General features: G+C 47.9%; 20 protein-coding genes. 8 read left to right on the top strand and 12 right to left on the bottom strand.

Features of this window, described 5'->3' with window-relative positions; translation table 11 throughout:
- Window positions 1-245: 245 nt before the first annotated feature.
- The 3 genes from FC61_RS05200 to FC61_RS12465 all read right to left on the bottom strand — a co-directional run bounded on the left by FC61_RS05200 (window position 246) and on the right by FC61_RS12465 (window position 2,077).
- On the bottom strand, window positions 246-962 hold the full coding sequence (locus tag FC61_RS05200; RefSeq protein WP_021742422.1) for a demethylmenaquinone methyltransferase: 717 nt from the start codon (window positions 960-962) through the stop codon (window positions 246-248).
- A gap of 15 nt (window positions 963-977) precedes the next feature.
- Complete coding sequence (gene map / locus FC61_RS05195; RefSeq protein WP_011668600.1) at window positions 978-1,775, bottom strand: type I methionyl aminopeptidase; 798 nt, start codon at window positions 1,773-1,775, stop codon at window positions 978-980.
- Between the two features lie 128 nt (window positions 1,776-1,903).
- Window positions 1,904-2,077, bottom strand: coding sequence for a hypothetical protein (locus FC61_RS12465; protein ID WP_011668599.1), 174 nt, complete (start codon window positions 2,075-2,077; stop codon window positions 1,904-1,906).
- A gap of 179 nt (window positions 2,078-2,256) precedes the next feature.
- Between FC61_RS12465 and FC61_RS05190 the strand changes: the two genes are divergently transcribed.
- Complete coding sequence (locus tag FC61_RS05190; protein ID WP_011668598.1) at window positions 2,257-3,669, top strand: MFS transporter; 1,413 nt, start codon at window positions 2,257-2,259, stop codon at window positions 3,667-3,669.
- 68 nt (window positions 3,670-3,737) lie between these two features.
- Here FC61_RS05190 and FC61_RS05185 read toward each other — a convergent pair whose 3' ends face one another.
- The 4 genes from FC61_RS05185 to FC61_RS05170 form a co-directional block, all read right to left on the bottom strand.
- Window positions 3,738-4,181, bottom strand: coding sequence for an ASCH domain-containing protein (locus FC61_RS05185; protein WP_021741633.1), 444 nt, complete (start codon window positions 4,179-4,181; stop codon window positions 3,738-3,740).
- Window positions 4,182-4,267: 86 nt separating this feature from the next.
- On the bottom strand, window positions 4,268-5,086 hold the full coding sequence (locus tag FC61_RS05180; RefSeq protein ID WP_035464462.1) for an SDR family NAD(P)-dependent oxidoreductase: 819 nt from the start codon (window positions 5,084-5,086) through the stop codon (window positions 4,268-4,270).
- 14 nt (window positions 5,087-5,100) lie between these two features.
- Window positions 5,101-5,961 carry a shikimate dehydrogenase gene (locus FC61_RS05175; RefSeq protein WP_042516718.1) on the bottom strand — a complete coding sequence of 287 codons (861 nt, stop codon included), beginning with the start codon at window positions 5,959-5,961 and terminating at the stop codon, window positions 5,101-5,103.
- Window positions 5,962-5,980: 19 nt separating this feature from the next.
- Window positions 5,981-7,204, bottom strand: a complete 1,224-nt coding sequence (locus FC61_RS05170) for an MFS transporter (protein ID WP_021741739.1) — start codon at window positions 7,202-7,204, stop codon at window positions 5,981-5,983.
- 156 nt (window positions 7,205-7,360) lie between these two features.
- Between FC61_RS05170 and FC61_RS05165 the strand changes: the two genes are divergently transcribed.
- Window positions 7,361-8,263 (top strand): LysR family transcriptional regulator, encoded by a 903-nt coding sequence (locus FC61_RS05165; RefSeq protein ID WP_021741740.1) that lies wholly within the window; start codon window positions 7,361-7,363, stop codon window positions 8,261-8,263.
- A gap of 52 nt (window positions 8,264-8,315) precedes the next feature.
- Complete coding sequence (locus FC61_RS05160; RefSeq protein ID WP_021741741.1) at window positions 8,316-10,034, top strand: phosphoenolpyruvate carboxykinase (ATP); 1,719 nt, start codon at window positions 8,316-8,318, stop codon at window positions 10,032-10,034.
- A gap of 58 nt (window positions 10,035-10,092) precedes the next feature.
- Here the strand turns inward: FC61_RS05160 and FC61_RS05155 are convergent, their stop codons facing one another.
- Window positions 10,093-10,770 (bottom strand): type 1 glutamine amidotransferase domain-containing protein, encoded by a 678-nt coding sequence (locus tag FC61_RS05155; RefSeq protein ID WP_021741742.1) that lies wholly within the window; start codon window positions 10,768-10,770, stop codon window positions 10,093-10,095.
- Window positions 10,767-11,105, bottom strand: coding sequence for an ArsR/SmtB family transcription factor (locus tag FC61_RS05150; RefSeq protein WP_021741743.1), 339 nt, complete (start codon window positions 11,103-11,105; stop codon window positions 10,767-10,769). Before FC61_RS05150 ends, FC61_RS05155 begins: the two co-directional genes overlap by 4 nt.
- A gap of 160 nt (window positions 11,106-11,265) precedes the next feature.
- On the opposite strand from FC61_RS05150, the gene FC61_RS05145 reads away from it, so the two are divergent.
- Complete coding sequence (locus tag FC61_RS05145) at window positions 11,266-12,279, top strand: NADP-dependent oxidoreductase (protein WP_021741744.1); 1,014 nt, start codon at window positions 11,266-11,268, stop codon at window positions 12,277-12,279.
- Window positions 12,280-12,351: 72 nt separating this feature from the next.
- Here the strand turns inward: FC61_RS05145 and FC61_RS05140 are convergent, their stop codons facing one another.
- Genes FC61_RS05140 through FC61_RS05130 form a run of 3 tightly spaced genes read right to left on the bottom strand, consistent with a single transcriptional unit; the run spans window position 12,352 to window position 15,253 of the window.
- Window positions 12,352-13,317, bottom strand: a complete 966-nt coding sequence (locus tag FC61_RS05140) for an electron transfer flavoprotein subunit alpha/FixB family protein (RefSeq protein WP_021741745.1) — start codon at window positions 13,315-13,317, stop codon at window positions 12,352-12,354.
- Between the two features lie 13 nt (window positions 13,318-13,330).
- Window positions 13,331-14,125 carry an electron transfer flavoprotein subunit beta/FixA family protein gene (locus FC61_RS05135; RefSeq protein WP_021741746.1) on the bottom strand — a complete coding sequence of 265 codons (795 nt, stop codon included), beginning with the start codon at window positions 14,123-14,125 and terminating at the stop codon, window positions 13,331-13,333.
- Between the two features lie 9 nt (window positions 14,126-14,134).
- Window positions 14,135-15,253, bottom strand: a complete 1,119-nt coding sequence (locus FC61_RS05130; RefSeq protein ID WP_011668590.1) for an acyl-CoA dehydrogenase family protein — start codon at window positions 15,251-15,253, stop codon at window positions 14,135-14,137.
- Between the two features lie 332 nt (window positions 15,254-15,585).
- Here FC61_RS05130 and FC61_RS05125 point away from each other — a divergent pair, with 332 nt between their 5' ends.
- From FC61_RS05125 to FC61_RS05110, 4 genes are all read left to right on the top strand, one after another.
- A complete protein-coding gene (locus FC61_RS05125) occupies window positions 15,586-16,608 on the top strand; it encodes an aldose epimerase family protein (protein ID WP_021741748.1) in 1,023 nt (340 codons plus the stop codon).
- Window positions 16,609-16,629: 21 nt separating this feature from the next.
- Complete coding sequence (locus FC61_RS05120; RefSeq protein ID WP_011668588.1) at window positions 16,630-18,360, top strand: phospho-sugar mutase; 1,731 nt, start codon at window positions 16,630-16,632, stop codon at window positions 18,358-18,360.
- A gap of 288 nt (window positions 18,361-18,648) precedes the next feature.
- Entirely contained in the window at window positions 18,649-18,894 is a 246-nt protein-coding gene (locus tag FC61_RS05115; RefSeq protein WP_021741749.1) for a hypothetical protein, read from the top strand.
- A 51-nt stretch (window positions 18,895-18,945) separates the two neighbouring features.
- Window positions 18,946-20,370, top strand: a complete 1,425-nt coding sequence (locus FC61_RS05110; protein ID WP_021741750.1) for a glycoside-pentoside-hexuronide (GPH):cation symporter — start codon at window positions 18,946-18,948, stop codon at window positions 20,368-20,370.
- Window positions 20,371-20,511: the final 141 nt, after the last annotated feature.

The following is a 20,511-nucleotide window of genomic DNA, read 5'->3' as shown; positions in this document are numbered from 1 at the left end:
GTTAACCTTTAAACCCGATTAGAATAATTCCATTTTTTATTTTAGCTTCTTTAATCGCACTGTTTGTGAACATTGATATTTTCGTGTTGGTCATTACTCGTGGCTATAGCTGATTTCAACCAGTCGTGCCGACAGCGACGTTTGACAGGCGTCAGTGAGGAGCCACATGACCCACAGCAGATGCAACTAATGAAAACAGCGATATCAGAAAAATTCTGATGTCGCTGTTTTCATTAGAAGTAAGTTTAATATGGTTTTCGTCCCCAGTGGACGGCCGCGGCTCCCAGATTAAATAAGTCGTAATGAACTTGAGTTAAACCAGCAGCCGTGAATAACCGGCTGAGTTCTTTTGCGGAAACGAAGTGGTGCGTGGATGATTGCAGGTAATTATAGGCTTGGTAGTGGTGGGCTAGCCGACCCATTAAAGGAACGACATGGCCAAAGTAAACCTGCCAACCGGCGTGGACCAGTGGATTAGTTGGTTGGGAGGTTTCAAGGCAAACCACCTGACCACCGGGCTTCACCACGCGTGCCATTTCTCGTAGCACCTGAGTGGCATCAGGAACGTTGCGCAAGCCGAAGCCAATCGTGACCACATTGAAATAATTATCAGGGTAGGGTAACTGCATGGCGTCTCCCTGGCGTAAGGTAATCCGATCGTCAAGCTGGGCTTGGCGAACCTTAGTGGTAGCATGTTGTAGCATCACACCACTAAAGTCGAGCCCCACAACGTGTCCAGCCGGGCCAACGGCTTGGGCCAAAGCAATGGTCCAGTCACCGGTACCACAACACACGTCTAAGGCAAAATCACCAGCATGTAACGTCATAGCCTGCATTACCCGCTGACGCCACCAATGGTGGGTACCGAGACTAATGACACTATTCATTTGGTCATATTGTGGTGCGATGTGATCAAAAATATCCTGTACCCGATCTTCGGGCGTGTGGTTGGTCAATGGCATGGTCGGCGCTCCTTTTTACGACAGTAGGTAGTCTTTATCGAATTCAGGATCTTGTGAAGTCAAAATCTTAGGACCATCGTCCGTGATGACGAGCGTGTGTTCATACTGGGCAGATAAGGAGCCATCGGCCGTGGCATAGTAGTTCCAAGACTTATCAGCGACTTCTTTGGTGATGATTTCCCAAGTTCCCAAGTTAATCATGGGTTCGATGGTGATGGTCATACCGGCGCGTAAACGCAAGCCGTGGCCAGCTTCTCCATAATTAGGGACGTTAGGCTGTTCGTGCATGGTTGGTTGAATACCATGACCAATCAGCTCCCGGACGTCACCCATGTGTTCTTGACCTTCTGTGTAGGCCTGAATGGCATGACCAATATCACCGATACGGTTACCAACCACCGCTTGGTCAATCCCCAGATAAAGGGCTTTTTTGGTGACGTCCATTAAATGCTTTGCTTCGGGGCTGATATCGCCGACCGCGTAGGTCCAACATGAGTCACTTTCAAACCCGTCTAAGTTGACCGTCATATCGACTTTAACGATATCGCCATTCTTTAAGATTAGTTCCTTACGAGGAATGGCGTGGGCGACTTCGTCGTTAACGCTGACGCAGGTGGCATATTTGTAGCCTTCAAAGCCCTTTTCTGAAGGGGTTGCCCCGTGTTCTTCAATGTATTTGTTCGCGAAGCGTTCGATTTCCCAACTTGAGATACCGGGTTTAATAATGTCTCGTAAACCCTTGTGAACACCGGCTAAGACAGCGCCTGAGGCTGCCATTTTTTCAATTTCACGTGCTGATTTAATGGTTATCAACGTGTTACCTCCTCAAAAATTTTGACTAGTTCTAATGTACACCAATTCTGCTCTTTCGGCGAATAGATGTGGTTAAATCTTAAAAGTAAAAAACGGACCGCGGCAAGCTGCCTGGGCCCGTTGACGATTTAAGCTTTTAAACTGGTGATCTTTCCCGCATTAACCTGCTCTAAGACGCGTTTGGCTTCGGTGATGCGCGCATCGCATAAGAAATGCATGGCGTTATCCTTCTCATTTTCCGCGCGATCCATTTGTTCGGTTAAAAAGCTAATTTCATCGGTTAAGTAGCTGACTAAGTCCATGATCTATCCTCGATTCCTAACGGTGTATTCGTTAACTAGGTTCATTGTACCAAAGATTAAACCAGAAGTAACCGGATTATGTCATTGTGCTTGCGGGATGGTTTACAGGCCAAGAAAAATGGACTAAACTAAACTCTAGTTAAGAATATTTCTAAAGTGGCATAAGGGAGTGGGTTGTGATGGAAGAAGCAGTTGATTTACAAGGGCGGCCGTATAGCCACCTAGCCTTTATTTGGACGTTACTGGCGGGAACCTTTACCATGTCGATTAGTCAATCATCACTGTCAACGGCATACCCAACGTTGATGCAGTATTTTAATATTCCAGCATCTACGGTGCAGTGGCTGACGACTGGCTTTATGTTAGTCATGGTGGTCATGATGCCCGTTAGTCCGTGGCTCTTAAATAACATTCAGTTTCCCATTTTATTTGTTAGTGTTTTGGCCTTATTCGATGTGGGGACCTTTATTATTTACCTAGCCACCAGTTTTCCCTTGATGATGGTCGGGCGGGTGATGGAAGCCATGGCCGTGGGAATCATGTTTCCGTCCTATCAAACGGTCATGTTGCGCATCACTCCAGAAACCCAGCGGGGGAGTGTTATGGGCATGGCAGGTCTAGTCATGGGGTCCGCATTAGCCGTGGGGCCGATTATCTCCGGCATTGTGTTGAAGTACACCAGTTGGCAAGGGTTATTCGTGGTCTTTATGTTAGTTGTTACGGTGGTCTTTCTAGTGGCCCTCAAGACGATTAAGAATGTGATGCCCCAACACAAGGCCCATTTAGACTACTGGTCGGTTCTAAGTAGCGTCGGGTTTATCGGGTTGTTGTATGTGGTAAACCAAATTGGTAAAACGGCTGTCAATTGGGGCTGGATGAGCGGCCTACTTATCGTCAGTTTATTGGCGGTGGCGTACTTTGTTTGGCGACAATTTCACGTGGCAACGCCGCTATTGGATTTACGGGTGCTCAAGACCGTTAACTTTGATCTTGCCGTATTACTGACGGGAACGTCTTATATTGCGTTAATTGTGGTGACAATCATTTTCCCATTGTATTATCAAGAGGTTTTGGGAATTTCGCCATTTGCTTCGGGGATGGCCTTAGTTCCTGGGGCCGTGGTTTTGAGCTTGCTGAATCCCTTAACTGGCAAGTTAGCCGATCGCATTGGGTTTAAGGCGACCATGCTAACCGGGATGACCATGATTGTCTTGGGGTGGTTATGGTTAGTCTTAGTCGGTGGGCGGCAATCACTGGTTGCCATGATGGTGATTGCGGCATTAATTGAAGGGGGCAATGCCTTCGTGATGATGCCAGCAGTGACGCTAGGCGCCAACTCGCTACCAGATCAGTTAATCTCACATGGAACCGCAGTGATTACCACTGTGCGACAAATTTTAGGGTCAACTGGTGTGGCGGTGGCAACGCTTGTTTTGGCACTGGTCACCAGTAGTCATTTGCCGAGAATGTCGCGAACGGCAGCGAGTCTGGCTGGGTATCAGGCGGTTTTCCTGACATTCTTGGCGGTCGCCGTAGTTGGTTGGATTTTTGCCGCCATGTTGCGTGATGGTCGTCAGTCGACCAAGTCATAAGTTGTCAAAAAAAGCTAGGTTCAACCACTTTTTGGTTGAACCTAGCTTTTATTTTTTCTAACTGAGAGTTATCGTACCACTTCAAAGACCTCACAGAAGCAGGGAATTTGGTCGTTAAATGTTTGTCCAGCCACCTGGTATTCACGGGTGAAGAAGGCGCGATGCTCTTTGCGCCAAGTGTTTAACGTGCGATCGTCTTCGCCTTCATGGTAGGCGTGTTCCTGACTGACCTGGTCGAAAGGCACCGTTTCGGTGACCTTAGTTTGCGTGACACAGACCGGGTTTCCTTGCGCATCTAAGATGATATTGTATTCGCCAACGAACGGAAAGGGTTCATCGGCTTCATACAACTCGACTGCTGAAGTGGTTGCGGTTTTTTGTCCAATCTTGACGAGGTGCGCTAGCAAATCAGCGGTTGCGTCTGAACTGCCAAAAGCATAGGCGTCATAATGATCGGTGGTGATTTCTGGGTGATGGGCTTTAAAGTGTTGCCAATAGGTCTTTACGTCCATAGATGCCGCCTCCTTGATGACTTAGCGTTAGCTTACACCAGAGTGGCTTAACTGACAAGACGATTTAACAGCTCAACGTTATATGACTAATGCGTTTCAGCGAAACCGCGGCGACCACCGGGCTTAGGAATTTGATTTTGCATCATGACGCTGAAGCCGCCATCGATCACGAGACCAGTAGCGTTGATGTAACTTGAGCGGTCGCTAGCCAAGAAGAGAACGGCGTTGGCGATATCCGTTGTTGTGCCGATGCGTTTGCTAGCGGTCAAGGTCTTACGACCGTTTTCAACTTGTGGGTCGGCATAAAAGGCGGCCGACATTGGCGTCTTAACCAGACAAGGTTCTAAGACGTTGCTCCGAATGCCAAACATTCCCCATTCTGCTGCGACTTGCTTGGACAGCATATTGACCCCCGCTTTGCTGGTACTGTAAGCGCCGCTATAGGTTTCGGGGATATCGCTGGCAACGGTCGAGATATGGACGAAGGTTCCGTGTTTTTGGGTAATCATTAGCTTACCGAATTCATGGGTAACTAAGTAATAGCCGTTCAAATTAACGTCGAGTACCTGTTTCCATGTTGCGTAATCAAGGTTTTCTAGTGGATCGAATTTTAAAATGCCAGCGGTGTTGATGACGACATCCACATGACCAAATGTATCCTTGACCTGATCCACGGCATGTTGAACGCTGGTTTCTTTGGTGACATCGCAACTGACAGCCAACCCAGCAATGTGTTCTTCGTTAATCAATTGCGTGACCAGGTCGGCAACCTTAGCCTGATCCATATCAAGAGCTACCACGGTCGCTTGCTGGGCGGCCAAAGCCTGACAAATTTGGACGCCCATACCACCAACGGCTCCGGTAACAACACAGACCTTATCCTTTAATCCTAACCAATCTGACATCATAACACGCTCCTTTAAAAGATAGCAGCTTTAACGGGAGCCAACGGCATTGACTGTCCCGTCCACAACTTAAATGCGGCGGCTCCTTGATTGAGTAACATTCCTTGACCGTTAATAACATGCGCGACCCCGGCCTGTTGGGCGATTGTCATGAGTTTAGTCACACTGGGTGCGTAGACCGTATCAAAGACAGTCATGTTGGTATGAAACCAAGTGGGGTCAGTTACTAACGATTGATCGACTAATTTGCCCATCCCGAGGCCAGTGGCATCTGTATAAACATCACTAGTCGCGATAGCTGCTTGGAACTGGTCGCGATCCTCTAACGGATAGAAGGTTGCGTGACAGGCTGTTTGGTCATTAATGATTTGGACAATTTGCTGGGCGTTTTTAACCGAAGGGTCGTTAATGTTGAAGACGTTTAAGGTCTTCAAGCCGGAAAGGGCGGCTTGAATGGCGATGGGTGTTCCGGCCCCACCAACCCCGGCCAGCGTCATTGTTTTGCCAGTTAATTGGACGCCATCGTCCGCTAAAGCATCGACGAAACCAAGCCCGTCAGTGGTATAGCCGGTCAATTCGCCGTCGTGATTAACAATAGTATTGACTGCGCCAACCAATTCAGCCGTGTGGTCGAGGTGGTCAAGCAGGGGGATCACGGCCTGTTTATAGGGCATGGATACGCTGGCCCCCAACATGTTAAAGGCCCGAATGGCAGCAATAGCAGCGGGCAGTTGGGAATTGGCAACATCGAAGGCTAAAAAGCGGGCGTTAATCTTGGCCTGAGCAAAAGCTAAGTTGTGCATGGCGGGGGATTGTGAATGTCCCGCGGGGTGGGCGATTAGCCCGACTAATTTGGTATGACCATCAATTTCCATAAAATATTCCTCCTAACGATTAATCTGTCGCCGTTGTATGGCGACCGATGCCTTGGTGAATTAAGTATAAGTCAATTAAGATCCCGATAACTGCCACGCCAATTGCGACAAGGTAAGACCCATTATAGGCCTGGGTTTCAGCCGCCTGATTCATAGATAAGGTGGCAATCTGTGGACCAATCAAGGCACCAATGGCATAGCCGAAGAACATGATGCCGTAGTTCGTACCAGAAAATTTTTGACCGAATGTTTTCCCCGTTAAAGTGGGGAAAACCACCAGCACGCCGCCAAATGAGGCACCAAGAATAATCAGGAAAATGGTAAACATGGCAATGCTGGTAGCAAAACGTAACCCAGCCAGCCCGATGATCGTTAAGGTAAGAATCACCAGTAGGGTACGGGTTTCGCCGAGCTTATCCACAGCCCGACCCGTAATCATCCGGCCAAAGAAATTAGCTAGGGTATTGACGACGACAAAGTTAGCGGCCACGATGGGGGTCAGTTGCAGTTGAATCTGGGCGATTGATGATAGCGAGCCAATTAGCATGATTCCGGCCGTGCAGGCGATTGCGAAGAGAAGTAGTAGCAACCAAAAATTAAGTGAACCCATCATTTCCTTGGGTGATTTGCCAGTTGTGACGGGAGTTGCAGTCGTTGATGTCGGTGCTGTTGGTGAGGCCATCAGCCAGCCAACTAGCCAGATTAAGATCAGGTAGGCGGCACCAATCGGCATCAGGCCGTTGGCGCCCATCGTAGCACAGAGCCAAGCCCCCACTTTCGCTAAGACCAGCGGACCTAGCGAAGCGGCACCAAGTAATAGTCCGGAGATGGTGCCCCGTTTTTCTGGGAACCATTTGAGAGTCGTCAGTAATGCCGGGTTATAGAGCAGACCATTGCCGCTACCAGCGAGTAGCCCAATAGCAAAGTATAAAAACCAGATATTGTGGGCGAATGCGCCCAAGAACCAGCCGAGACCGAAGATAAAGCCACCAACGTACATCAACCGTTTCGGCGATGCATGGTCAATGACCCGACCGGAGATGATGCCAAAGGCCGCCATAAAGAATTGATAAAGGGTTAACGTCAGGGCAACTTGCGAGGCCGTGGCACGCGTTGCCTTGACCAATGTATCGGCAAAAACAGAGAAAGCAGCGGAGGCTGAACAACAAAAGATAATGATAAAAGCTGCGGTAAAGATGAGCCGCCGATGACCGGAGACTGTGGGGACATGAGTTGCTTCCATATGAAACACCGCCTAACTAGGGATAAGTGCAAAATTTAGAAAACGTTTTCTATGATTTTTATGATAGGCTGGAAGTTGAGAGAATACCAATACCGATTTTTAGTGGATCTATAGCGACCGACTATAGATTGTGAATAATAGAACGAGGAGGTCGTCATGAACTTAAATCAATTACGTTACTTTGAATGTGTGGGTCGATTGGAGAGCTATACGCGAGCAGCCCGGGAATTACACGTGAGTCAGCCCAGTCTGACAACGGCCATTCATAAGCTAGAAGCCGAACTCAAATTAACCTTATTTGTGAAGCAAGGTCGGCATATTGTGTTGACTAGCACAGGACAGCAACTGTTGTTGGTCGTTCAACAGAGCTTACAGACGTTAGATGATGGCGTAGCCCAGGTGATAGCGACCAATAGTCAGCAACCGATTAAGCTACGAGTTGGTTGTATTCCCACAGTTATTGGGACTTTTTTGCCCCAAGTTTTGCATGAATTTGAACAAGCTCATCCGCAGCAAGTGACTTTTGAACTACATAGTGTGACCACTGAACAAGTCCAGTCGGGACTAGCGGCTAAGACGTTTGATTTGGGGATTGCGGCCGCAGATACGCGCGAGGCAGGTATGCACTACCAGCCACTGCTTAAGCAACCCTTTATTGTTATTGTGGCGCCAACGCATCCGCTAGCGAATCGTCGTCAGTTAGATTTAGCTGACCTAACCGACTATCCCGTATTAACCTATTCACCAGAGCTATTAATTGGGCAAAAGGTTCAGCGGACATTACAACGGCAGGGCGTCGCTTCGCAGCTAAAACTACGGGCGGCTTATCCCGATGAACTCTCAATTGCGGGGATGGTGCAATCATCTCTGGCGGTGGGGCTGGTAGCAGATACCCTTTATTTAGCCGCGTTTGACCTGGTCAAAATTCCGGTGACGGTTCCCGAAGACTTACGGGTGATTTATGCGATGTATCGGGCGGCTAATCCGCAACATGCCGCACTTCAACAGCTCTTTCAGCTATTTAATTCGCGAACAACGACAGAAGACGCTTCCAACTGACGATGAATTACGCTAAAATGGCATATTAAGATAACGTGAAAGGGGTTTTTTCATGCCAACACCAGCAACAGTTGATTTAGCCGCGTTTTATGCCAATCCAGATCGGAGCGTTGCGGTTCTGAACTACAATGCCCGGTTTATTACCAGTATTTTTGATTTGGTTAACAGCGATGAGCTCGCGAGTTTCGTTCAGGTGTTCTTAGCCGATCAACGGACTAAGGTGCCAGCAGAAGCCGATGCAACCACAACCTTTAATCTGGCGACGCCCGCGGTTTACTTGGCGACGATTAAGGCTATCTTGACTGATCGCCCAGATGCTTACCAGCGGTTCCAACCAGTCGAGATTTTGGCTAGCATTGAAGACCTCTACTCGTATTACCGAACTTTCTTGCGAGTGGCAACGATGACGAGCCAACAAAATGACGTGATGGCGAGTGAATTTATGACCATTGACCAGCGTTTCAATGATTTGGTCATTCGGTTGTACCGAACAATTGAAGAAAAATTACAGGGGCATGCCAATCAGGTATATCGCCAGGTCAATGCGGGGTCGAGTGCTTGCATGCTACTCCAGCAAATTGCGTGGCCCGCACCAACCGAATATACAAGCTTACAGGATATTCCGTTCATTAGTCGCTTGATGCTGCGACCACCAATGATGGTGCACACGAAGAGTAATAAGCGAAAGGGACACTTCACGGCGTCAGCAACCAATCCGATCGCTAACTTCACGGGGAGTGCAACGGATTGGTACTGCTATCCGGCTATGATCGGTGAGAGCTTAGCTTATATTTATTTCCATCGGGATTATTTAGCGTCAGGGATTGCCTTAGCTAATCTATTCCAATTAGCGGATAGCCAAGCGGTTGCCGGCAAGAAGCCCGATTTGATTTTACTATTTGGTTCTCCCAGTGCCGCTGGGGATGAGCAACCAGAAAATGGGCATTACTTCTACGATGAAGCTAATGGTGTGTATGTGGGGCAAGTGCCGTACAATGACCAGACGACTTACTTCGGCTACATGAAGAAGATGTGCTTGACGTTGCACAATCTCCACATGATTGCGGAAAAACGCCTCCCAATTCATGGCTCAATGGTCAAGATTACCTTTACGAATGGACAAACCAAGACGGTGGTCTTCTTTGGTGACTCGGGGGCCGGTAAGTCAGAATCTATTGAGGCGCTTCAAGCGGTCGCTGATGATCAGATTGCTAATATTGAAACGATCTTCGATGACATGGGGAGCTTTACTTTGGCCGATGGACATCTGTATGCACAGGGGACTGAAACGGGGGCCTTTGTCCGTTTGGATGACCTCAGTAGTGAAGTGGCGTTCAACAACATGGACCGGGGTGTTTATATGAACCCTGAACAGAAGAATGCGCGGGTAATTATTCCGGCTAATACGTGGTCACGTGTGGTGGCCCACCATGAGATTGATATGTGGGTCTACGCCAATAACTATGATGATGCGGTTGGCGTGCAACGGTTCGCGGACCAAGTACTTGCCAAAGAGACGTTTATCGCTGGTAAACGTCGGGCTTTAGGCACCACGGACGAGGTGGGAATGAGTACCACTTTCTTTGCCAATCCATTTGGTCCAGTGCAAGAAGAAGCGGCTACGCGGCCAATTATCGATGCGGTCTTTGACCAGTTATTTGCTGACGATGTGTATATCGGTGAAATCTATACGCACTTGGGTAACGACAAATCACAAGAAAAACTCAACGCGTCAGCGCGGGCTTTACTGACAGAACTGTTGGCGTTGTAAGACAAGTGAAAAACCACGACACATTAGAAATTGGTGTGTCGTGGTTTTTGCTATGAGATTATTTTAAATTAGTCAGTAAGCGCTGAGCAACGGCTTTAGCTGAGAAGGGGTTCTGGCCTGTAATCAACTGGCCGTCTTGGATCGCAAATGATTTGTAGGCGCGCTTGTGAACGAAGTGCGCGCCGTGGTTCGTGGCGACAGTTTGGTTGAGAAAGGGCACCACTTTTTTCTTGCCCGCAAGGATTTCTTCGGCTGTGGTGAACCCGGTAATCCGGCGGTTAGCAATGAGGTAGTGACCGGGCCGATCTTGAATATTAAGTAATCCGGCGATTCCGTGACAAACGCTGGTGACAAAGCCACCTTGTTGAAGAATTGCGAGTGACAGCGTCTGGAGGTCAGTATTTTCAGGAAAATCCCACATCACGCCGTGGCCTCCGGTGTAGTAAATGGCGGCGTAATCACTGGCCTGCACGTCTTGTGGCCGTAGAGAATGGGTTAAGGCTCGTTGCTGAAAATCAGTACTTTCATAGAGGGTGAGACTGGCTTCATCGGTATAGCGCATGCTGCGTGGGTCTAAGGGAACGAAGCCACCATGAGGGCTGACATAGTCGACCTGGTATCCGGCAGCTTGAACTATTTCTACAAATTCGGTGGCTTCGCCTAACCACAAGCCGGTAGCATCGGTGGTGTGCGCATAGCGGGTAACGTTGGTTAAGACAATCAAGATCTTTTTCATAATTGATCGTTTTCCTCCATAACGGTGGTGACGTGGGTGAGCAGCGTTTGTAGTTGTTGGATACGCTTCGTGCGATGGGTGAGGTAGTAGTAATTTTTGGTGCCGTCTCGCCGGTAATCGATCAGGGCAACGTCCCGCAGTAGTTTAAGATGATGCGACACTGCTGGACGGGATAAACCCGTAACGTCGGTTAATTCACTGACCCGTAATCCCCGGTGAACCACTTGCTTGTCGAGCAAGGCGAGGATGATGGCTTGACGCTTCTGGTCGCCTAGCGCCACCAAAAAGTCACTGGATTTTTCAAATTCATGCTTTAATTTAGTTAAGTCGGACATCGATATTCATCTTCTTCGTTGATTATTTTAAACCATTAAACCACGATGGAATGTTACTGTCAACTCTGAAACTATAGAATTCATTCGTTGACAATTTTGAACCAATAGTTTACGATGCCATCATTATCGTTTAAAATAATAAACCGTTAGGAGCATAAAAATGACAGATAAAATGCGTGCTGCCGTCATTGACCACTACCACCAAGTTGACCCGGAGATTCGGTTGGTTCCCCAACCCGTAATCCACCCCCATGATGTTCTCGTTAAGATTAGGGCGGCCAGCGTTAATCCAATTGATACCAAAACGATGGCAGGAGACCTGCGATTACTACTCCGCTACCGGATGCCACTTATTTTGGGTAGTGACTTTGCTGGCGATGTGATTGCTGTGGGGCGTCAGGTGACTGCGTTTCAAGTGGGAGATGCGGTGTATGGTCGTCCGCAAAAGGACCGAATTGGAACGTTCGCAGACTATTTAGCGGTAGACACTGGTGACATTGCACTAATGCCGACTAATCTAAGTTATGAACAAGCAGCAGCCCTGCCACTAGTGGGTCTAACGAGCTACCAAGCCTTACATGATTTGATGGCTCTTCGTCCTGGGAAAAAGGTTCTCATTCAGGCTGGGTCTGGTGGTGTTGGGACTGTGGCCATCCAGTTAGCTAAGCAGTTGGGCGCGTATGTAGCAACCACGACAAGTGCCGCCAATACCGCGTTTGTCCAATCATTGGGAGCAGATGAAGTCATTGACTATCATCGTACAGATTTTGCAACGGTCCTCAAAGACTATGATGCCGTGTTTGATACGTTAGGTGGAAATACTTTAGAACGGGCTTTTCGAGTCGTCAAGCCGGGTGGGATTATCGTTAGCGTCAGTGGTCGTCCCAATGGTCGATTTGCTCAGACGTATGGTCTGCCATTGTGGAAACGAGGGGTGTTGCGGCTAGCAACGCGACGATTGGCCCAATTGGAAAAGGTCTCGGGCGTCAGCTACCGGTTCTTATTTATGCAGCCCAGTGGTCAACAGCTAGCCGAACTAACCACACTAGTTGAGCAGAACAAGCTGGTCCCCGTTATTGATCGGATCTATCCGTTAACGGAAATTGCGGCCGCCCTGACTTACTCACGTTCGGGTAAAGCACATGGCAAGATTATTGTGACCATGACAGAATAAAAAGAGCGGGTAGACAACTTAACTGTCTATCCGTTCTTTACTGTCGAGATTTTTGATAATTGCGATTGATTCCTAGTTAAATTGTTCTAACAAGGCCGTCATAAATGCTGGTGCGTCGCCAACATAGCCGTAGTCGGCGACGTCAAAGATCGGGGCGTGTTCATCGGCATTGACTGCGACGATGGTCTGTGCCGTTTGCATGCCCACGAGGTACTGAACTGCACCGCTAATCCCGAAGTTTAAGATGAGTTCGGGATGAATGGTGTTGCCGCTTTGACCAATCTGGTCGTCATGGGTGAACCGTTCCTGGTCGGTTAGTGGCCGCGAGACCCCAATCCGCCCGCCCAGTTTTTCAGCTAATTGAGTGGCAGTTGTGATGGTGGTTTCACTTGCAGCACCACGACCCAGCGCAATTACCCGACTGGCATCGCTCACCGTAGTAGCGGTATTGACGACTGGTGTCGTTGCCGTGATTTGTAGTCGTTCCACTGGATGGAAAGTGACCGTAACGGCTGTCAGCGTTGGGGTGCCCGTTGCCGGGTGGGCAACAAAGGTATTGGGCCGAACGCTAGCCATCTGTGGGCGACGGTCAGGACAAATAATTTCACACATAATATTGTCACCGTATGAGGGCTTGGTGGCAACGAGGGTGTCGTCGTCAAAGCGTAGGTCCAAACAGTCGGCAGTCAATCCTGTTTGCAATTTTGCTTGGAGTCGTGGGGCAATGGAGCGGCCGGTAATCGTGGCCCCAAATAAAATCGTGTTGGGGTGATAAGCAGCAACGAGTTGGGCCAGTGCATCGGCTTGCTCCGCATCGGTAGCAGTTGGGAAGCGCTCATCGCGCGCGATCCGAATTTCATCTGGGGCGTACGGAGTCAGTTCGTCTTCCAAATGGTCAGTCGGTGCTTCTAGCAGGATCGTGACCACTTTAAAAGTGGTGCCGGCGATTGATTTGGCCTTAGTAATCAGTTGTTGTGTAGTTGGTTCGATGTGGGCTAAACGACGCTCTGAAATGACCCATAGTTCTGGTTGTGACATACCGATTTCCTCCTTAAATGAGCTGACGGTCTTTTAGGGCCGTAATCAGTTGACTGGCGGCTTCGCGTGGTGTTCCGGTTAGTGGCGTTAGTTCGCGCTTAACGGGTGCCGGCGCATAGACTTTCGTGACGATTGTGGGTGAACCAGCTTGGCCGAGGCGTTGGTCGTCCAGCTCTAAATCATCGTGATGCCAGACAGTCAGGGGTTTGGCGAAGCTAAGCTGAATTTGTCGCGGGGTGGGGTAACGTGGCGTGTTCAACTCACTGCGGACACTGACCACAGCGGGTAATTGAGCGACTAGCGTCTGTTTGGTGTCTTCCAGTAGACGCTCAGCCGTAACTTCATTGGGGCCACTTAAACGTAAGTTGGCCGCGTAAGTGATCTGTGGCTGGTGGAGGAACTCGGCGACAATCGGACCGACCTGTCCAGTATCAGCGTCAACGGCTTGGCGACCGAATAGAATCAAGTCGGCGTTACCAATTTTTTTAATGGCCTGAGCCAAAACATAACCGGTAGCAAGTGTATCGGCACCTGCAAAAGCGCGATCGGAAAGTAAAACCCCTTCGTCAGCGCCCATGGCGAGGCCTTCGTGGAGTGAATCCGCGTAATCATCGGGCCCCATCGTGAGTAACGTAATAGTGACGTCAGTGTCGGCGGTATCTTTTAATGACAAGGCAAGCTCAATGGCATGTTTATCAAATGGATTCATGACACCGGCCAGCCCACGACGATCAAGGTTATGTGTGATGGGGTCAATCGTCACGTTATTGGTTTCCGGAACTTGTTTTAGACAAACGATAATTTTCATGAGAACCTCCTAGTGGTTAAATTCGGCGAGGGCAATAGCTGAACGCATTTTCTCAACGGTGCCTTCCGCAATCTCTAGTGCGCGGGCATCACGGATCAGGTGTTCAACTGGATATTCACGGCTGTAGCCATAGCCGGCTAGAATTTGAAGGGCATCATCGCCAGCACTAACTGCGGCACGAGAACCATGAGCTTTAGCCATAGCGGCGAGTTCACTGTAGGGTTGACCAAGCGCCTTGAGATGGGCCGCCTGTTGGTAGAGCAATTTGGTGGTTTCCTTGCGGATTGCCATGTCGGCAACTTTGCGTTGGGTAACTTGAAGGGCCGTTAGTGGTTGATCGCCGGCCTTGCGTTCTTTAGCATAATCGGTTGCAATCTTTAATTCGTGTTCCATAATACCGGTGAGCACGGCACCCATTAACACCCGAGCGTCGTCATGAGCAGAGTCACCGATGAGGCCACCGTCACCGAGATTTCCAAGGAGGTGGTCGTCATCGACAACGATATGGTCCATGACGATTTCACCGACTGGCGTTCCCCGTAAACCGATAAAGTCTTCACGTTTACCAAAAGAAAAGCCGGGCATGTCTTGATCGACTACGAAGACGGAAAGCTCTGTCGGGGCGGTTTTGACCAAAACACAGTAAACCTCAGCCAGACCACCATTCGTAATCATAATTTTATCGCCATTGAGTACCCAGTGATTTCCTTCACGAGTGGCCGTTGAACTAATACTCATTGGATTAGAACCACCACTAGCTTCGGTCATGGAAAAGGCAAAAATCCGGTCGGTAGCCGTTGGTAGTAATTGTTGTTGTAAAGCTGGTGTACCATACTTTAAGAGTTGATCAATAGTTTTGAAATGACCTTCAAGGGTCACTGCTGTGCTGGCGTTTCCGCGGGCAATGTGGTTCAACACCGTTGCCGTAATTTCAGGACCAAAGCCAGCGCCGCCAAATTCTTGCGGTAACATGAGTCCTAAGAAGCCGGTCGCTGTCAACTTTTCCATGAAACCGGCGGGAAAGTCACCAGCCGCGTCCATCGGCATATCTTGGGGCGCAATCTCTTTTTGCGTATAATCATCCACCATTTGCAATAGTAATTTTTCAGCAGCAGTCGTTGTTGACATAAGTGGGCCTCCTTGAAGTTGTTTGTGCATATGTGAGCGAATAACGTGAGTATAGCGGATTATCAAATGATAAGTCTAGGGGCAAATAGCAAATAGAGAATATTTGCTATTCCTATATAGAATATATTGAATTCCTAAATTATATTATAATGGTATTGATTTAATTTTACGGAGTAAACACCTTCGTCTAAACTCAAATAAGGTTAATCGTAAAGTGGCTTTTAATTGTTCAACGTAAAATAATTAGGCGAATTTTAGTAAAAAATTTGGTACTCAACCCCCGGTTAGGTTACAATGAAACCGGATTCTTTATTTTTTGGAGGTGTACTTTGATGGAAATTACGAAGAGTGCGGCTGGTACGTTGAACCAGCAGGATGTCTCAAAATATGTGTTAACGAATCAACAAGGGACGCAGGTTGCGGTTCTAACCTGGGGTGCTACGCTGCAAGAATTTAGTGTGGTGGAGGATGGCAAGCGTCATTCACTGATTGTGAATAAGCCTGATTTAGCAGGTTATGACCATAATCCGTATTACTTATGCCAAGCCTTAGGTCGTGTTGCGGGTCGGATTGCCGGCGCTCAATTTGAGTTAGACGGTCAGACGATACATTTGGAAGCCAATGAAGAACCAAATGCGAGTCATGGGGGTTCTCATGGTTTCACCTTTGTGAACTGGAATGCGACGACCAATCAGACTGCCGATACCGCTAGCGTGGTGTTAACGCACACGTCAACGCCGGTCGATGACCGTTATCCGGGTAACTTGGAGACGACGATTACGTACACGCTGACGGAAGAAAATCGCTTAGACATCACCTTCGATGCTCAAAGTGATGCGGCAACACTCTTCAACCCAACGATTCACACCTACTTTAATGTGACTGATGATCAACACGATTTAGACCAGCAGTGGGTTAAACTAAGTGGCGACAAGCGGTTGGTCTTGGATCAGGCGAAGATTCCGACTGGTGAGATGGTGCCAACGGCCGGGACGGGTTACGACTTTAGTCAGCCACGAACGGTTAAGGATGGGTTGGATCAACTTCACCAAACGGGCCAAGTTGAATATGACGATGCCTTTGTCGTAGAACCTAGCAAGGACACCCCAATTGCGACAATCGGGGATACCACGGGACACCGGGAAGTTTCCATTTATTCTGATCGCAATGGGTTAGTGGTCTTTACCGCCAACCCAACCGATGATGCACGGGCCGATGCTCGGGATTACAATGCCTTAGCAATGGAAGCACAAACGTTACCTGACGCGATTCACCATGCTGATTTCGGCGATGTGGTTCTGCCGGCTAACCAACCAGTGGAACATACAATTAGTTATCAATATACGCGTAAGTAAGTCTAAGAGGAGAGATTAGATATGAGTTGGCAAGAAAATTACCAGGTGTGGGCCCAACAACCTGACCTGATTCCTTACATCAAGCAAGAACTAGATGCGATCGCTACAGACGATGCCGCTAAGCAGGCTGCATTTACTGCACCCATGAGCTTTGGAACCGCCGGAATGCGTGGTGTGATGGGCCCCGGCATTGGGCAAATGAATGTCTACACGGTGCGCCAAGCAACTGAAGGTGTGGCCCGGTATCTGGACACGCTCGATGATGCGACGAAACAACAGGGGGTTGCCATTAGTTTTGACTCTCGCTACCACTCCCGCGAATTTGCCCACGAAGCCGCGCACGTCTTGGGTGCGCACCATATTCCAAGCTATGTGTTTGACGATATGCGACCAACGCCAGAGTTGTCCTTTGCGGTTCGCCATTTACAGACGGCCATGGGCATTATGATTACCGCGAGCCACAACCCCAAGCAATATAATGGGTTTAAAATTTACGGCCCGGATGGCGGTCAGATGCCACCGAAAGCATCCGATATGATTACCGATTTTGTCCGTTCGGCTAAAGACGTCTTTGCCATTGATGTAGCTGATGAGACGCAACTACGGTCCAACAAATTGTTACGCATTATTGGCGAAGATGTCGACCAACCTTATCTGCAGAACGTTGAAAGTGTGACGATTAATTCTGAATTAATCCGCAGTGTCGGTAAGACAATGAAGCTGATCTACACACCACTTCACGGCACAGGAAAGGTTATCGGCGAACGGGCACTCCGGGGGGCCGGATTTGAGAACTTTACGATGGTTCCCGAACAAGCCATTGCCGATCCTGAATTTCCAACGGTGCCATTCCCAAATCCTGAGTTCTCACAAGCGTTTGACATGGCGATCGCGCTTGGTAAAAAAGAGGGGGCTGACCTATTAGTCGCCACCGACCCAGATGCCGATCGATTAGGTGCCGCAGTTCGCCAGCCAAATGGTGATTACCAGTTACTAACGGGGAACCAGATTGCCTCCATTCTGTTGGCCTACATTTTGAAGGCCCGCAAGCAAGCGGGGCAGTTGCCAAGCGATGGTCGGGTAGTGAAGTCGATCGTATCGACCGAATTGGCCACTAAGATTGCCGCCGCTTATGGTGTTGAGATGAAGAACGTCTTGACTGGTTTTAAGTTTATTGCCGAGCAGATTCATCAGTATGAAACGGCGCATGACCATACCTTCCTCTTTGGGTTTGAAGAAAGCTACGGCTATCTGATTAAGCCCTTTGTTCGGGATAAGGATGCCATTCAATCAACGGTTCTGTTGGCAGAAGTAGCAGCAGACTACAAACAACGGGGAATGACCCTGTATGATGGGATCGAAGAACTTTACGCAACTTATGGTTACTTTGCGGAAAAGACCACGTTTGAGGAATTCCCTGGTGTTGACGGTGCGGACCAAATGGCCCACTTAATGAGTGAATTCCGGGAAAACGCCCCGACTGCCTTTGCCGGCAATCAAATTGAAGCCGTTGAAGACTTCTCAACGAGTGTCAAAACATTGGCAGACGGAACGACCAGTTCGATTGATCTGCCGCAGTCAAATGTTTTGAAATACTGGTTAAGTGATGGAACTTGGATTTGTATTCGGCCCTCAGGAACGGAACCTAAAGTGAAATTCTATATTGGGACTAGTGATGAGACTGATGCTGCCGCGCAACAACGGCTGGCAACGTATGAAAGTGCGTTAAAACAATATGTCGCGTCGATTTAGGCGATAAATATCAAAAGGGAACGGCCATAGATTTTTTATGGCCGTTCCCTTTTTACAAATTTATTTATTGATTTACTAAATTTTTACTTAGTAAAATACAACCGGTTGCAATACCGGTATTTCAGTCTGTATCACTATGTATAGTGTAATATTACACAAATTAAGTGGTTGCTTATTTAACGAAATAACCTTATGATGGCTACTGTAAAGCGCTTACATATAGTAAAACAATACTAAACGTTTTACTAACCTTAGATAAATGTTGAAAACAGATAAGGGGTGTTTCAGATGGCTAAGAAAAATGACAAAATTACGTTGGATCCGGCAGAGTTTGCGGCCGCGGTGTTGGGTGGTAACGCGCAACGTCCAGATGAGGAAAATAAGCTGTATATCAAGCGGCAATTGACCTTGTACTTGGAAGCAACCTTGTTGGCACAAGATTTCAATAATCTTGAAGAAACGCAATTCGATATGGCCCGTTCACAGCAACGAGAAGATGTGCTCTCGAAGATTATTGAACGGCGTTATCACTAGAAATTATTCTGAGTTAAAAATACGGGATTCCCGCTGAAAGGTGTGACACAGATGTTTAAGCAGTATACATCATACGCGTTAGGGGCCTTCGGGCATGATGCGTTCTATGCAGCATTGAATACTTACTTCGCGATGTTTGTTACCAGTGTGTTGTTTGTGGGTCAAGGCGCGGCAACAGATGCTAAGTTAGCTAGTATCGTAATCACGATGGTTATGGTTATTCGTTTGATTGAAATTGCGTTTGATCCCATGATTGGTGGGGTCGTTGATAACACGCAGACGAAGATGGGGAAATTTAAGCCTTGGATTCTTTGGGGGGCCATTATTAGTTCCGTCGGCCTGATTGTTATCTTTACGAGTTTCTTCGGTTTAGCTGATTCTAATACCACTTTGTACTTCATTATCTTTGCTATTGTTTTCGTAATTTTGGATATTTTCTATTCGTTTAAAGATATCGCCTTTTGGTCCATGTTACCTGCATTGAGTGTTGATTCAGGTGTCCGGAACCGCTTTGGGACAATTGCCCGTTTTGGTTCTACCTTGGGTGCACAAGGGGTTGCCATTGTTATTATGCCATTGGTAATCTTCTTCTCACAGACCTTCTCAGGTACACATGGTAATACGCAAACACGTGCCGGCTGGTTAGGCTTTGCCGTTGTGATTGGGGCCGTGTCCTTGTTAGGGGCTTTGGCAACTTTCTTTGGAACTAAAGAAAAGTCTAGCCTTATTCGGGAAAACACTGAAAAGACGCGCCTCCGGGATGTCTTCAAGGTGTTAGGCGAAAATGATCAATTAATGTGGTTATCGTTATCCTACTTCCTGTTTGCCTTAGGGTATGTGGTTACGAATTCATTGTTAGTTTATTACTTCCGTTATGTAATCGGTAAGCCAAATGAATACAGTATTGTTGGGGTTATCACAGCTGTTTTAGGGGTCATCTCCGTGCCGTTATTCCCAGTTCTGGTTCGGTTAGTAACCCGTAAGGGAATCTATGTTGGCGGAATTGCCATGATGATCATTGGCTATATTTTATTCATGCTTTCTGGAACGAATGTTGCCATGATTCTGATTGCTGATGCCATCTTCTTCTTCCCATACCCAATGATCTTCTTGGCTGCTTTGATGACGATCACAGATAGTGTTGAATACGGGCAATGGAAAAACGGAGTCCGGAATGAATCCGTTACCTTGGCTGTGCGGCCATTAATCGATAAGTTAGCCGGTGCCTTCTCCATGGGGATTGTGGTGCTCGCTGCGGTTAATGCCGGGATGACTGGAAACACGAAGCCGAGTGAAATCTCTGCGCATGGACTGTTCATCTTCCATTCATTTATTTTCTATATTCCACTTGTTTTGATTGCCGTTGCTGCTTTGATCTATCAATTCAAGATTAGCTTGTCAGAAAAACGGCATGCTGAAATCGTTAAAGAAATTGAAGCCAAACTTGAAGCACAAGAAGCTAAAAAAGAAAATTAGAAACAAATTCAATGGGGCTAGGGTGGAAAACGCCTTAGCCCTATTGTTGTTAATGACGCTAATGAAAACGTTTTATATTTAATTGACACGGTCGCATAAAGCGACTATGATGATTAAGAGTAAAACTTTACTAAAAATTTT

It is taken from the genome of Levilactobacillus brevis ATCC 14869 = DSM 20054, assembly GCF_001433855.1.
Classification (GTDB): Bacteria; Bacillota; Bacilli; order Lactobacillales; family Lactobacillaceae; genus Levilactobacillus; species Levilactobacillus brevis.
This window is presented reverse-complemented; position numbering and strand designations above follow the sequence as displayed.